The organism is Paraburkholderia phenoliruptrix, from assembly GCF_902859825.1.
GTDB lineage: Bacteria > Pseudomonadota > Gammaproteobacteria > Burkholderiales > Burkholderiaceae > Paraburkholderia > Paraburkholderia phenoliruptrix.
The window spans coordinates 174,287-188,388 of record NZ_CADIKB010000003.1 but is presented as its reverse complement, the minus strand read 5'-3'; the positions used below and the strand labels follow the sequence as shown (position 1 = coordinate 188,388).

The window sequence follows — 14,102 nt, the reverse complement described above, 5'->3', positions numbered from 1 at the left end:
AATGGCAGGAGATAACTCTTTCAAGCCCGGCGAAATCGTCAGGACGTCCGGTATCTATTCAGTAGTCAAAGACGACGGGAAAGACACTTTCGAAGTAACCTGCGTGGAGGGAGAACACTTTCCGCCGACCCGCAGCGGCAAAGGTGCGCACTTCGAGCTCAAGTATGCGGCCACGCACGCGCACCGTCACGGCGAGCTGAAAGGCAGTGAAGCCAGACAGCCCGCTTAATCAGAACCCCTGAACTGCCCCGCTTTGCTCAGGCGAGGAGCCGAGAACGGTGCCGAAGACTTCCGCCACGCCTTTCGTGCTCGCCGAACGGGCGATCATCGGCCTGTATGACGGCGGCGTGCTCTCGCCCGCCGTCCTCGAACGGCTACTCGCCGCGTTCGCTACAGCGAATCCCGACTGGGACACGGAGCCGACCGAACGCACCGTCGACGGACGGTCGCTTCATGAAGTCGTTGCCCTCACCATGTTGCCTGGCGAATCGCTGCGCACAGCGCGCAAGTCGTTTGCATCCGTCATCGAGCATATCGCCGGCGCGGCTGAAACAACCGGGGCAAGCCGCCAGTCGAGCGAAGTCGAAAGTGAGGAAGACGAAGAGCCGCCCGCTGAAGACGACGACAGCGCCGAACTGGCGAGGCAATTGTCCGGCGGCAAGCAAGGTAAGTCGGCGGGGCGCCGAAGCAGCGCCGCAAAGACGAAAGACGCGGGCACTTCCGCTCGAACCCCCGCACGAAACCCCGCACAAAAACCGGCGCGATCAGCCGCGTTCAATCCGCTCGTCAACGCAGCGGCCCCGCGCAAGAACAGGCGCTGAGCCGCCTGCGAACGGGCACGGTGTTTGCGATGCCTCTCTCAAACGTGCCGCCGCGCGGCGGCGTTCAACATGGAGAGCGACATGCCAGAAAAACAACCGACCCCTAACACCGACGACGCACTCGAACTGCTCACGGCGGATCATCGCGCGGTCGAACGGCTTTTCACCGCATTCAAAGAAGCCCGGGAGGACGACCTCGAAGCGAAGGCCACGCTCGCGCAACGCGCCTGCGAAGAACTGACCATTCACACCATCATCGAAGAAGAACTGCTTTATCCCGCCGCAAGCGAAGCGCTGCCCTCAAGCGATGTGGTCGACGTGGAAGAAGCCTACGTCGAGCACTTTCTCGTGAAAACGCTGATCAGCAAGTTCGAGACGCTGAAGGCGGGCGACAAGGGCTTTGATGCGACCTTCAAGGTCATGAGCGAGATGGTGCAACACCACGTCGAGGAAGAAGAGAGCGAGCTGTTCCCTGAATTGCGCAAAGCCAATCTGGATTCAAAGGCGCTTGGCCAGAAAATCGCGAAGCGAAAAATGGAACTGCAAAGCAAGCTGGATCAGGTGGGAAGCCGCGCCGTCGGCGACAAAACCTGATGCTTCTTCCGGCCGCGGGCCCTCGCCCAAGGCGTGGCCTGCTGAAATAACCGCATGGATACCCGCCCTCAGACGGGGCGGGATTCTCTCTATCGACACGTCAACATCCGGTCCACTCACTTCTGTTGTTTGGCCTTTTCGTTGCCGGCACGTTCGGCAAATTCGGTGAGCTTGAGATCCGTCGCCTTTTCTTCTTCTAGTGTTTCCTTCAGCAGATTCACGGCTTCGGTAAAGCCCAGTTGCTTGCCGATTGCGCAGAGGCTGCCATATGCCGCGATCTCGTAGTGCTCAACCTTTTGCGCAGCGGCGACGAGACCCGCATCGAGTACCGGGCCTTTTTCCATTTCGTCGATGAGTTCCTGCCCTTCTTCGATCAGGCCTTCCATCGCGACGCACTTCATTCTTTTCAACCTCACGCCACTCGTTTCTACAACCTTATCGATTCTTTCGACCTGTCCCTGCGTTTCCTCCAGATGAATCTTGAATGCCTCGCTCAGTTGCGGATCGGATGCGGCACGCGAGAGCTTCGCCAATGCTTTGGTCAATTGCTTTTCCGCACTGTAGATATCCGACAGCATGTGAACGAACAGATCGTCGATAGTCTTTCGCTGTGTCATGTGCAACTCCCAAAGGTGGTGGTCAGGAGCCTTGCATCGCGCAACGGATGTGCCCGCCAAAACCGGCACATGCCTCGCAGATGGTAGCGCTTCGCATTCGCACCGGGTACGGCGCATGCGCAGACAGCCGTGCAGTCCGAAGCTTTCCAACCATACTCAACGGAGAAGCCAATGTTCGTTCACAACAAGCGACTTCAATACACCGTGCGTGTCGCAGCGCCCAATCCGGGCCTTGCCAATCTGATGCTCGAGCAATTCGGCGGGCCGCAGGGCGAGCTGGCGGCCGCGTGCCGGTACTTCACTCAGGCCGTTGCCGAAGACGACCCGGGCCGCAAGGATATGCTGTTCGACATTGCCACGGAAGAACTGAGCCATCTGGAAGTCATCGGCTCGATCGTCGCGATGTTGAACAAGGGCGCCAAAGGCCAGTTGGCTGAAGGCGTCGAGCAGGAGGCCGAGTTGTATCGATCGCTGACAGGCGGCGGTAACGACTCGCACACCACCGCGCTCTTGTACGGCGGCGGACCTGCGCTCACCAACTCAGCAGGTGTGCCGTGGACCGCGGCGTATATCGACACGATCGGCGAGCCGACCGCCGACCTGCGCTCGAATATCGCGGCTGAAGCGCGCGCCAAGATCGTCTATGAACGCCTGCTGAACCTGACCGACGACCCCGGTATCAAGGAAGCACTCGGCTTTCTGATGACGCGCGAAATTGCGCACCAGAAGTCGTTCGAAAAAGCACTGCATTCCATCCAGCCGAACTTCCCGCAGGGCAAGCTGCCGGGCGTTCCGGAATTTACCAACGTGTACTACAACATGTCGGCCGGCGAAGGCGATGCGCGGGGCCCATGGAACGAAGGGCCGGAATGGGAATTTGTGGAAGCGCCGCAACCGGCGGTGGACGGCGGTGACGGTCTGCCGTCTGTCAACGTGACGCAGGCGGATGTCGAAGTACTCGGCGCGCTCGCTTCTCGCACTGCGTCCGACGCTACGACGGATCCCGTGACGGGGGCGGATCTCGGCTCGCGCAAGCAACCCGGCTAACTTCTTAGCCACTGTTGTCGGGACTTCGCTTATAAAGATCGCCGCGGAGCGCGTTGCACTCCGCGGCATCTGAACGTCAGGCATGCTCCTTTTGTGAACGGCTAACCAGCGAGATTGAGGCCGCGCTACCTCGCCGTCGCGACATGCGTTTTCACCTTGATTGCGGGCGCATTGTCGAATGGAGGCTGCGGAACGAAACTGCGGATCGCGCCCGGTTCGAACACGAGGCAGCAGGTCGAGCCGCCGTACTGGAAGTAGCCGATTTCGTCGCCCTTTGCGACGCGTTGCCCGGGCAGCGCTTCAATGATGCACGACGACACATCGGCCATGCCGACAAACACGCAGCCGACCTGACCGACAGCGGGATCGTCGCTTTCGATCACGATCACCGCGCGCGCTGCGAGCGCGGTGATGTAGCCCTGCGAGTCGTTGAGACCGCCTGCGTCGCGGCCTTCCGCGTCGGTATCGGAATAGTAGGTGCCGTCCAGTGCGTAGGCTTTTTTGATGACACCGTTTATGGGCGCATGCCAGCGGTGATAATCGAACGCATTCAGATAGCACTGGTAAATGGAACCGCCGGCAAAACGCTGCGCGAGCTCCCGCTGGCTGGCTGAAAACATGTCGAGCAGCGAATAGGGCTGTGCCTTGATCCAGAAGCTGTCGGTCAGTTTGACATCTGTCTGGATGTTATACGGAGCCGCCTCACAGGGGCTCACGATGATCTTGTCGTTATCCGGCTGATCCACCGTCCGAGCGCCGTCGCGAAAGCGGCGCGTGAAGAAGTCGTTCCATGAAAGAAAGCCCCAGTAGGGTGTGTCCGGCTCGCACACGAACTGCGAGAAGCCGATCTTCTTGTCCGCCTCGGGCGAAAACCAGCCGTTCGGCGACGACGTATTCAGATGTTCGCGCGAATGCGGCCCGCTCAGAAACGCACACCAGCAGTTCAGCACCTGCTTGATCCGCTGATTGAAGGCGGCGTCGCGAAAGAGCGCATAGCCGGAGGGCATGCACATCGGCCAGTCGAGCACCGCATTCAACGGACAGTGAATCAGACTGGTTTCGCTGAACGGCGGCGCGTAGGTCATCAGATAGTCGACGATGTCCATCAACTCGCCTATCGACGAATAGCCGAGTACATAGCCTTCGTCGCGCGCCTGGTTGATGGCCCGCGTCATATTCATGCGCAGCACGGGATCGCCGTCCAGCAGCGCGGCGAGCTGTTCCACCGCTGCCGTGCGGGGCGCGTGCGCCGCGCGGGCACGCGCTTTTTCGGCGAGTTCGGTGCGATATCGCGCGAGATGTTCTTCGCTGTTCGGCAGCCAGCCACCAAGCCGGCGCCGTTCGGCCGCTTCCTTGTCTGTCATGCGTGTCCTTCGCTCTTGCGTTCAAGTCATTAATGAAAAACCACGGCGGTGCCTTACACGAGGATGGCCCCGCAGTGCGGCAATCGACTATTTCGCACGCGGCGTGTGCAATGCGTCGCCTGGCTGCTTGTGGCCGCTGCGGATCTGATCGACGCATTCAGCCACCGCCTTGGCTACGTTGACGACCTCCTGCTGCATGTCCTCGTCGCGGTCCAGCGTCGCGTGGCTCGTCGCGTAGGGCTCGTAGTAGCCGATAAAGCGATCGAGCTGCGACTTCTGACCGGACTCGATCAATCCCATCCAGCCGAGCCAGTCGGCGAGCGCGCGGCGCGATCCTTCAATCCCTGCCACGTCGCCGTGCACTACCACGCCATAGGCCCGGCCCGCGAGGTGCTTCGGATAGTCCCATCCGGCCAGTTCGATGCGCTTCGCCTCCTCAGGCGTCTTGCCGTGCGTGGAGGTGGGATCGGGATTGCCGCCATCCGCGCACACGAGGCGATCCATCAGCAGCTTCAGCGGGCTCGTCACCTGATACCAGTAGACCGGCGTGACGAAAATCACGCCGTGCGCGGCCGCAAAGCGCTCATAGATCTCGTTCATCCAGTCGTTGACGAGGCCGAGCGAATGATTGGGGTAGCAACTGCATGGCCAGTGGCAAAGCGGCATCGCGGTCGAAACACATCCCTTGCAGGGATGGATATGCAAATCGCGGTCGGAATTCAGGCGCGACAGGTCGAGCAGGTCGACGTCGAACGCAAGCCGCTCCAGCACACCCTGCGCGATCTTCGCGAGCCGGTAGCTTTTCGACATTTCGCTGGGGCAGGTGTAGTCGTTTCGCGACGACGCATTGACGATCAGCACGCGCGAACGGGTAGCGGGGTCGCGCTGTCGGGTTTGCGCGGCCTTGATGCGCTCGCTCGCCGCGCGCCATTCGACCGACAGATCGTAATCGGGATCGGCATAGCCCGCGCCGGCTTTCGCCGTGATGGGCGCTTTACGCGAATGCGAATAGGCGTCCCACGCAATGGCTTCGAGCCTCGCGAGTGCTTCATCTTCAGCGCGAAATGCCGGGTCGTAGAAGCGCGCCATGAAGCGCTCGCGAAACACTTCACGCGGAAGTTGTTCGGTGACCTGCCCTCTGCGAACTTCAACGGGCACGGGTGCTATAGAAGGATTCTTCGTTTCGCTCACGAGATGTCATGCGTAAAACGGTATGCTCCTCAGCAAGCAAGGCGCATTCCTTGCGGTATGAGAAATCGACGCAGACGCCAGGTCCGTCTCTTGCTCATTACACCATTTGCCTTTCTTTCAAATAAATCCATCACGAAATGATGCAATCACACGCGCGCCTGCTCGTCGTTTCTCCGCACCTGGACGATGCAGTATTGAGCTGCGGACTGCTACTCACCGCTAATCCGTCGGCCATTGTCTGCACGGTTTTTACGGCGCCACCGCGCGAAAATATGTCTACCGACTGGGACCGCCAGGCAGGCTTCAACGACGCGTTCGAAGCCATGCGTGTCCGCCGGCAGGAGGACAGCGAAGCGCTTCAAATGCTCCACGCACAGCCCATTCATCTGCCCTTTCGCGACGCGCAATACCGCCACACACCCTCGCCCGAGGCATTGACCGAAGCACTCCGCCATACGCTCCTCGCGCACATGCCGGACAAGGTGGTGATCCCGCTCGGCCTCTTTCATTCGGATCACACGCTTGTGTCGGATGCCTGTCTTCCGCTCATCGCCGAGATGCGCGGCACGGTCTTTCATACCTACGAAGATGTCCCATACAGAAGAATGGAACAGGCCGTTCCAGAACGCATTGAAGAACTGAGGAATCGCGGCTACGTGCTGACACCCACAGACGATCTGCCCGCCACCACGCGCGAATCCGCTTCGCATGAACAGATGAAACGCGAAGCCATCGCCGCCTACGCGAGCCAGTTGCGCGCATTTGGTCCCGACGCCGAAACCACGCTCTATTCGACGGAAAAGTACTGGGAGCTGAAGCGGGACCACTAACGGGACCGCTAACGGGACCACTAAGCCGGACCGCCGAGCGCGGACCCACGAGCGTAACGTGAAGCCAGTTGAAAGCGAACGGCACATCGTTTGCTTGACCCGGGCATCGTCTCATTGAGAACAAATAACAGCATGGAAAAAAAACCGCTGTCCCGGCGCATTTCGGTCGTCGTTCTGACACACAACCGCGCCGACGAGCTTGTGGCCACTCTCGAGCGCTTACTCGCCCTTCCGGAAAACCCGCCCATTTTCGTCGCGGATAACGGCTCGAACGACAACACCGTCGCGCTGGTGAAGACGCTTTTTCCGACCGTATGCATCGTCGAATGCGCGGCGAATCTCGGCGCAGCGGGACGCAATCGCGCCGCGGCCTGCGTCGGCACCGACTACGTCGCCTTCTGCGACGACGACACCTGGTGGGAACCAGGCTCACTCGAACGCGCGGTGCAGTTGCTCGATGCATGGCCCAATGTCGGCATATTGAGCGGGCGCGTCGTGGTCGGCGAAGACAAGGTCACGGACCCGATGTGCTCGGTGATGCGCGCGAGCCCGCTTGGCAGCGAAGGACTGCCCGGCCCGGCGCTGATCGGCTACATGGCGGGCGCGTGCGCATTTCGCACGGCCCTGTTCCGCGAGTTGGGCGGCTACGAGCCGCGGCTATTCATCGGCGGTGAAGAAGAACTGGTGGCGCTCGACGTGCTCGCCTCCGGGCACGCCATTGTCTATTGCGATCAATTGACCGTGCATCATCATCCTTCGCCGTCGCGAGACAGCGCATTGCGGCGCCGCACGCTTGCACGGAATGCGGCGTGGATCGCATGGCTGCGTTTGCCCTGGCCCGAAGCGTGCCGCGCCACGGCGCAAGCACTCGCCACCTTCTCACGCGAAGGCACACTGGCCCGCGACGGCCTCCCGCTCCTGCGCGGCCTTGCATGGGCATGGAGAAACCGCCAGCCTGTGCCACCTCATGTGCTGAATCTGCGCGAACGCGTGAGAAGCGGCGAACGGCAGATGGCAGCGCCCGCACAAGGTGCTCGCGCAGAACCTGCAGTGAGCAAGGCGGACGCGCGCACGTGAACCGCGAGCGCCATCGGCCCCTGCTGCAACTGCATTAGAGCACTAGACGCCGGTGCGCGCAGACGCCATTGCAAGATTGCGAATTTCGCCGATCAGCTTTTCAGGTGCAACCGGCTTCGTCAAATGCGCCTGAAAACCAGCCATTTTCGCGCGCATGCGGTCTTCGCCCTGCGCGTAGCCTGTCAAGGCAATGGCCGGCACGCGGTCCTGCAACGGTAACTGGCGCTCGGCTTCGAGCCGCCGTAAACGGCGCAGCACGTCGTAGCCGTCTTCATCGTCGGCAAGCACGATGTCGCATAGCAGCGCATGCGGCCATTGCGCCGTCGGCGTGTGCGCGAGCCAGTCCAACGCCGTCGTGCCCGACGACGCGGTGTGCACGCGCGCGCCGCTCGACGTGAGCACGGCTTCGAGCGCGTCCAACGCGTCTTCCTGATCGTCGATCGCCATCACGAAGAGGCCTTCGAGCGGCGCCGCGCCATCGATGTCGGCGACTGGGGTCGCGACTTCCGTGCGGGTCGAGCCGGCATCGGCCACGGGACGCAGCGGCAACATGGCCACATACGCGAGCCGGCCATTGAGCGGCATCAGCGTGAAGCTGCCGCCGGCCGCGGAGAGCGCGTCTTCCATATAGCGCGCCGCCGCTTGCGACAATTCGGCGGGCTTCTCGCCCATGCCGAGCACGGTCACCCACACCTGATTGTTATGCCGCTCGACGCGCAATTCGATGCGCTGCCCCGGCTTCGCGTGCACGATCTCGTTGCGGCACAACTCGCCGATCAGCGGTTGCAGCACACTCGGGTCGCCGGTCACGCGCAGGTCGTTGTCGCTGATCTGCGGATACAAGGTCACGCGCTGCGCCGCAATCTCGTCGTGCAACGCGTCGATAACACCAGCCATCAGCGCCGCGAGACTGACCGACTGCGCCGTGAGCTTGCGCTGCGCGTGCTCCAACTCGCCCTGCTGCCATTGCAGGGACCACATCTTCGCGTACACGCCCTCACGCGCGAGCAGTTCGCGATGCGTGCCCTGCTCGACCACGCGGCCATGTTCCATCACAAGAATCCAGTCGGCGTCGACCACGGTCGACAGACGATGCGCGATCACAATCGACGTGCGGCCCTGCGCAAGACGCGTCAACTCCGTTTGGATCGCACGCTCCGAGCGGGTGTCGAGCGCGGACGTCGCCTCGTCGAATACGATGATGCGCGGATCCTTCAGAATGGCGCGCGCAATGGCAATGCGCTGCCGCTCGCCGCCGGAAAGCCGCACGCCGCGTTCGCCGACGCGCGTGTCGTAATGATCCGGCAATCGTTCGATGAATTCGTCCAGCTGCGCCGCGCGTGCCGCCCGCACGACATCCGCGCGCGTGGCCGAGGGCCGGCCATAGGCGATGTTGTACGCAATGGTGTCGTTGAACAGCACCGTATCCTGGGGCACGATGCCGATGGCTTCGCGCAGGCTCTTCTGCGTCACCTGCCCGATGTCCTGCCCGTCGATGCGAATCGTCCCGCTGTTCGGCTGATACAGGCGAAACAGCAGCTTCACGAGCGTGGACTTGCCGGAGCCGCTGCCGCCGACTATCGCGAGCGTCTTGCCCGGATACGCATGAAAATCGACGTCGCGCAGAATCTGCCGCGCCGGGTCGTAGCCGAAATCCACGTGCTCGAAAGAGATCTGCCCGGCGCTCACCATCAGCGGTTTCGCGGCCGGCTCGTCGATATCTTCGCCCACGCGTCCGCGCGCCGAGAGTATCTCGAACATGCGCTCGACGTTCACCATGGCGTCGTTGGTCTCGCGGAACACGAAGCCGAGCGTATTGAGCGGCATGCAGATCTGGATGATGTAGGCGTTCACCAGAATCAGATCGCCCACGGTCATGCTGCCCGCCACCACATGCTGCGCGGCCAGCAGCATGATTGCGCCAATGCCGAACGCGATCACCGCGCTCTGTCCGACGTGCAACGCCGTCAGCGCACGCTGGTTCGCGGTTCTCGCATGCACCCACTTTTCCAGCACAGCTGAAAGGCGCCGCGTTTCCGTCTCTTCAGTGGCGAAGTATTTGACGGTGTCGTAATTGAGCAGGCTATCGACGAGCCGGCCGTCCGACTGTGCCTCCAGCGCATTGACCGCGCGCTGGAACCCGACCCGCCGCCGCGTGAAGATGAACGTATACACCCCATAGCAGACGAAGGTCGCGGCAATCGCGATCATGAATTCGCGCGCGTAGTTGTGGACCATGATCGCGACAATGGTGGCGATCTCGAACGCGGTCGGCACGATCGTGAAGAGCGCGACGCCGAGTAGAAAGCCGATACCGTCGGCGCCTTTCTGCACATCGCGCACGATGGCGCCGGTCTCGCGCTTCGCATGAAAACGCGCACTCATGCGATGCAGATGCGCGAAGGTCCGCTCGGTAAAAGCCGCGACCGTACGCTGCGTGACGATGCTGAACACCACGTCGCGCGCTTCGTTCAACGCATCGCCGAGAAAACGCAGCAACGCATAGGTCAGAACGAGAAACACGGGAAACAGCGCCTGCGCAACGGGGTGCCCCAATTCGTCGACCACATGCTTGAGCACGAGCGGCATCAGCACGGTCGAGAGCTTGGCCGACACCATCAGCAGCAAGGCGGCGAGCGTCTGGTTGCGATAGCGCCAGACCGCGCGCATCAGGTCGGCGGCAATGCGGCGGGTCAACTGGGAACGGGGCAGCGTGGCGGGGTTCGGCATGGGGTCCCTGTGAGGCCGCCGCAGCGCGAGCTACTGGCGGACGTTAGATTCCACAACGCGATTCGCGAGGCGGCGCGACGCCCGGCGCGACACGTCGATAGGCGTCGAAGAGGTTCGACTGTGCGCCGAGGCCACTCCTGAGCAAGCGCTACGCCCGCTGTCCGACAAAAGTTAGCACATGCGGCAGGTGAACGACAGGCTTCATTCCTCTCGCATCGCAGAGAAAAAAATTCGCGCTTCTCGCTGAAGTGCTACTCGAATTTACATGGCAGTGTGTAGAAAAAGGGAACGCCACACCGCTTCTCGCGCGATAAAAAGGGAACGCTACAGCGCTTCTCCGTATCCACCGCCACATTAACGCTGGCGCGGCGCCTTGACCCGCATAGGCACACGGCATGCTGTCGGCAGGTAACAGCGTCGTATCGCGCGAAATTGCATAAGAGTGCTCAGCAAAGCGCGCGAGACACGCCCTGCCAATGCCTATCTCGCGAAGGAATGTCAATGAAGATCGCCCTCATCAGTGAACACGCCTCGCCCCTCGCCGTCGCCGGAGGCGTCGACAGCGGAGGACAAAACATTTACGTCGCGAACGTTGCGCGTGAACTCACGGAGATGGGCCATCTAGTGGATGTGTTCACGCGGCGCGACCGCGCGCTCCTGCCGCTCGTCTCCGACATGGAGGGCGTGCGCGTCATCCACGTTCCGGCAGGGCCGCCGATGCAGTTGCCGAAAGAACAGCTGCTGCCCTTCATGGATGAATTCGCCGCATTCCTGATCGAGTTCTTCCGCCGCGAGAAGAAGCACTACGATGTGATGCACGCCAATTTCTTTATGTCGGGCCTCGCGGCCATGAAGGTGAAAGCGGCGCTCGGTGTGCCGCTCGTTACGACGTTTCATGCGCTCGGCCGCGTGCGCCGCATTCATCAGGGCGCGAACGACGGCTTTCCCGACGAGCGTTTCGCGATCGAAGACGACCTCGTCGCGCAATCCGACGTGGTGATCGCGGAATGTCCGCAGGACGAAGCCGATCTGATCGAGCATTACCAGGCCGATCCCGCGCGTATCCAGACCGTGCCGTGCGGTTTCGACGCCGACGAGTTTCATCCGATGGATCGCGCCGCTGCGCGCGAAGCGCTCGGCTGGCAGCAGGATCAGTTCACCGTGCTGCAACTCGGCCGCCTTGTCGAGCGCAAAGGCATCGACAACGTCGTGCGCGGTGTGGGCGTGCTGAAGAAGGCCTTCGGCGCTTGCGCGCAACTTTACGTGGTGGGCGGCAACTCGGACGCGCCGAATGAAAAAGCCACGCCGGAAATCGCGCGCCTGCGCGGCATTGCGCGCGAATGCGGCGTGGCCGAGCAGACCCACTTCGTCGGGCGGCGCGGGCGGGCGCAACTGCGCTACTTCTATAGCGCCGCCGACGTGTTCGTGACAACGCCGTGGTATGAGCCGTTCGGCATCACGCCCGTCGAGGCAATGGCATGCGGCACGCCCGTAATTGGCGCGGACGTCGGCGGAATCCGCTATTCGGTGGCCGACGGCCTCACCGGCTTTCTCGTGCCGCCGCGGGATCCGGCCGCGCTCGCTGCGCGCCTCGACCAGCTGCGGCGCGATCCGGCGCTGGCGCGCCGGATGGGCGAAGCAGGTCTGGAGCGCGCGCGCCAGGAATTCACGTGGCGCGGCGTGGGCGAAGCACTTGCGCAGATCTATATGCGCACCGCCCGGCTCGTGCCCGCCAAAACCGCGGAAGAACGCGTGGAGGTACGAATGCGCGCGGCAGCCGGCGCGGCGTTCCGGTAGCACGCCACGCGTCATTGCAGCGCCAGCCAGCGCAGCCTGTTTCGTCACGCCGGGGCGGACGCACCGTCCGCTTCCGGCGAATCGTCCACGTTTTCGGCACCGTCCCCATCATGTTGCAACCCGCGGTTTTTCTCGACAAAGACGGCACGCTGCTCGACGACGTGCCCTACAACATCGAGCCAACGCTCATGCGCCTCGCCCCCGGCGCGCGCGAAGCGTTGACGCTGCTCGCGAGCCAGCCGTTTGCGCTCTTCGTGATCAGCAATCAATCCGGCGTCGCGCTCGGCAAGTTTCAGCGCGCGGCGTTAAAGGGCGTCGAGGCCGAGCTCGCGCGAATGTTCGCCGACTGCGGCGCGACGCTTGCCGGCGCGTACTGGTGCCCGCATCATCCCGAGGGCAGCGTGGCGCCGTATGCGACCGCCTGCGACTGCCGCAAGCCGGCGCCCGGCCTGCTGCTGCGCGCGGCTCGCGAGCATCGGCTGGATCTCGCGCGCAGCTGGTTTATCGGCGACATTCTCGACGATGTCGAAGCGGGCAATCGCGCCGGATGCCGCACGATTCTGCTCGACAACGGCCACGAGACCGAGTGGATCGAAGGGCCGCAGCGCGTGCCGGCCGCGCGCGCCGCCGACCTGCACGAGGCTGCGCAGATTGTCGTGCGCCAAGCCGAAGCCGCCCATGGCGAAGCCGCGTCGAGGCCCGCACCCGCCGGCGAGGAAGCCGCTCAATGAACGCGCCGCTTCTCATCGCTCAACCCACGCTCGCTCACGCTCGCGTGCCCGACAGCCCGCAGCTTGCACAGTGGGGCGAGGACATCAAGCGGATTCTGTGCGTGCGGCTCGACAACCTCGGCGACGTATTGATGACCACCCCCGCGCTGCACGCGTTGCGCGAGTCCGGGCCGGGCCGCCATATCACGCTGCTCGCGTCGCGCAGCGGCGTGGCGCTCGCGCCCTATCTCGACGACGTCGACGACGTCATCGAATACGAAGCGCCGTGGGTCGCGAGTCCGGCCGCGAGTTCGCGCTCGCTCGCCGACGATCAACGCATGCAGGAACGCCTGCGGCACGGCGGCTTCGACGCGGCCGTGATCTTCACCGTGTACAGCCAGAGCCCGCTGCCCGCCGCCATGCTGTGCTATCTCGCGGGCATTCCGCGGCGCCTCGCGCATTGCCGCGAGAATCCGTATGCATTGCTAACCGACTGGTTGCGCGAACCCGAGCCGCAGCAGCGCACGCGTCATGAAGTGGAACGGCAGCTCGATCTCGTGCGCCAGGTCGGCGCGCAAGCGCCCGACACGCGCATGCGTTTCGCGGTGCGCGAGACCGATCGGCGCAGCTTGGCACAGCAGCTCGCCGCACGCGGCGTACACGTCGACGCGGACAAAGGCCCACGCTGCATTGTGTTGCACCCAGGTGCAACCGCCGCCTCGCGCCGTTATCCGCCGGAGCGCTTCGGCCAGGTGGCGACGCGGCTCGCCACAGAGACGGGCGCGCCCATTCTGATTACCGGCAGTGCGAGCGAACGCGCCCTCGCACAAGCTGTGATTGCCGCCGCCGCGCCGCGCGTTCGCGCGCAACTGCACGACATGAGCGGTGCGCTCTCGCTCGGCGAACTGGCGGCATTGATCGAACGCGCCAGCGTGCTGGTGTCGAATAACAGCGGGCCGGTGCATCTCGCGTCCGCGCTCGCGACGCCGGTGGTCGATCTGTATGCGCTGACGAATCCGCAGCACACGCCGTGGCAAACGCCGCATCGCGTGCTGTTTCGCGATGTCGAATGCCGCTGGTGTTATCGCAGCGTGTGTCCGCAGCATCATCATGCATGCCTGCTCGGCGTCACGCCCGCCGAGGTCGTGACTGCCGCGCTCGAGTTGCGCGGCGAGGCGCAGTTGCGCGCCGCATCCGCGCGCGAACGCGCGCACTCTTCTTCCGCTTCTTCCTATAACGAATCCCACGCCCACCCCAGCGACGCGGCGCCGCCGCTCGCCGATCAGCCGGTGGTGCCCTGACAACCCACTCCTACTGCGAACGC

General features: G+C 63.1%; 13 protein-coding genes. 9 read left to right on the top strand and 4 right to left on the bottom strand.

What is annotated here, in order from left to right; genetic code table 11:
* Window position 1: 1 nt before the first annotated feature.
* From HV711_RS05450 to HV711_RS05440, 3 genes are all read left to right on the top strand, one after another.
* Window positions 2-229 (top strand): hypothetical protein, encoded by a 228-nt coding sequence (locus HV711_RS05450; RefSeq protein ID WP_028360191.1) that lies wholly within the window; start codon window positions 2-4, stop codon window positions 227-229.
* Window positions 230-278: 49 nt separating this feature from the next.
* On the top strand, window positions 279-821 hold the full coding sequence (locus HV711_RS05445) for a hypothetical protein (RefSeq protein ID WP_035478137.1): 543 nt from the start codon (window positions 279-281) through the stop codon (window positions 819-821).
* A gap of 81 nt (window positions 822-902) precedes the next feature.
* Window positions 903-1,415: a hemerythrin domain-containing protein gene (locus HV711_RS05440; protein WP_028360193.1), complete on the top strand. Its 513-nt coding sequence runs from the start codon at window positions 903-905 to the stop codon at window positions 1,413-1,415.
* Between the two features lie 116 nt (window positions 1,416-1,531).
* On the opposite strand, the gene HV711_RS05435 is transcribed toward HV711_RS05440, so the two are convergent.
* Window positions 1,532-2,032: a YciE/YciF ferroxidase family protein gene (locus HV711_RS05435; RefSeq protein ID WP_013591835.1), complete on the bottom strand. Its 501-nt coding sequence runs from the start codon at window positions 2,030-2,032 to the stop codon at window positions 1,532-1,534.
* Between the two features lie 171 nt (window positions 2,033-2,203).
* On the opposite strand from HV711_RS05435, the gene HV711_RS05430 reads away from it, so the two are divergent.
* Window positions 2,204-3,079 carry a manganese catalase family protein gene (locus HV711_RS05430; RefSeq protein WP_035478135.1) on the top strand — a complete coding sequence of 292 codons (876 nt, stop codon included), beginning with the start codon at window positions 2,204-2,206 and terminating at the stop codon, window positions 3,077-3,079.
* A gap of 125 nt (window positions 3,080-3,204) precedes the next feature.
* Here HV711_RS05430 and HV711_RS05425 read toward each other — a convergent pair whose 3' ends face one another.
* Together HV711_RS05425 and HV711_RS05420 are read right to left on the bottom strand one after the other, a co-directional pair.
* The gene (locus HV711_RS05425; RefSeq protein ID WP_035478132.1) at window positions 3,205-4,443 is read right to left on the bottom strand and encodes a phosphatidylserine decarboxylase family protein; all 1,239 of its coding nucleotides are present in this window, start codon (window positions 4,441-4,443) and stop codon (window positions 3,205-3,207) included.
* Window positions 4,444-4,530: 87 nt separating this feature from the next.
* The gene (locus HV711_RS05420) at window positions 4,531-5,532 is read right to left on the bottom strand and encodes a flavodoxin family protein (protein ID WP_035478271.1); all 1,002 of its coding nucleotides are present in this window, start codon (window positions 5,530-5,532) and stop codon (window positions 4,531-4,533) included.
* 239 nt (window positions 5,533-5,771) lie between these two features.
* Here HV711_RS05420 and HV711_RS05415 point away from each other — a divergent pair, with 239 nt between their 5' ends.
* Together HV711_RS05415 and HV711_RS05410 are read left to right on the top strand one after the other, a co-directional pair.
* Window positions 5,772-6,464 (top strand): PIG-L deacetylase family protein, encoded by a 693-nt coding sequence (locus tag HV711_RS05415; RefSeq protein ID WP_035478129.1) that lies wholly within the window; start codon window positions 5,772-5,774, stop codon window positions 6,462-6,464.
* Window positions 6,465-6,596: 132 nt separating this feature from the next.
* Window positions 6,597-7,541 (top strand): glycosyltransferase family 2 protein, encoded by a 945-nt coding sequence (locus HV711_RS05410; RefSeq protein WP_035478127.1) that lies wholly within the window; start codon window positions 6,597-6,599, stop codon window positions 7,539-7,541.
* A 42-nt stretch (window positions 7,542-7,583) separates the two neighbouring features.
* On the opposite strand, the gene HV711_RS05405 is transcribed toward HV711_RS05410, so the two are convergent.
* Window positions 7,584-10,271 (bottom strand): ATP-binding cassette domain-containing protein, encoded by a 2,688-nt coding sequence (locus HV711_RS05405; protein WP_035478125.1) that lies wholly within the window; start codon window positions 10,269-10,271, stop codon window positions 7,584-7,586.
* 501 nt (window positions 10,272-10,772) lie between these two features.
* On the opposite strand from HV711_RS05405, the gene HV711_RS05400 reads away from it, so the two are divergent.
* From HV711_RS05400 to waaF, 3 genes are all read left to right on the top strand, one after another.
* Entirely contained in the window at window positions 10,773-12,068 is a 1,296-nt protein-coding gene (locus tag HV711_RS05400; protein ID WP_035478123.1) for a glycosyltransferase family 4 protein, read from the top strand.
* Window positions 12,069-12,178: 110 nt separating this feature from the next.
* Window positions 12,179-12,799: a D-glycero-alpha-D-manno-heptose-1,7-bisphosphate 7-phosphatase gene (locus tag HV711_RS05395; protein WP_013591827.1), complete on the top strand. Its 621-nt coding sequence runs from the start codon at window positions 12,179-12,181 to the stop codon at window positions 12,797-12,799.
* On the top strand, window positions 12,796-14,079 hold the full coding sequence (waaF, locus tag HV711_RS05390; RefSeq protein ID WP_175145015.1) for a lipopolysaccharide heptosyltransferase II: 1,284 nt from the start codon (window positions 12,796-12,798) through the stop codon (window positions 14,077-14,079). The genes HV711_RS05395 and waaF overlap by 4 nt, the downstream gene beginning before the upstream one ends.
* Window positions 14,080-14,102: the final 23 nt, after the last annotated feature.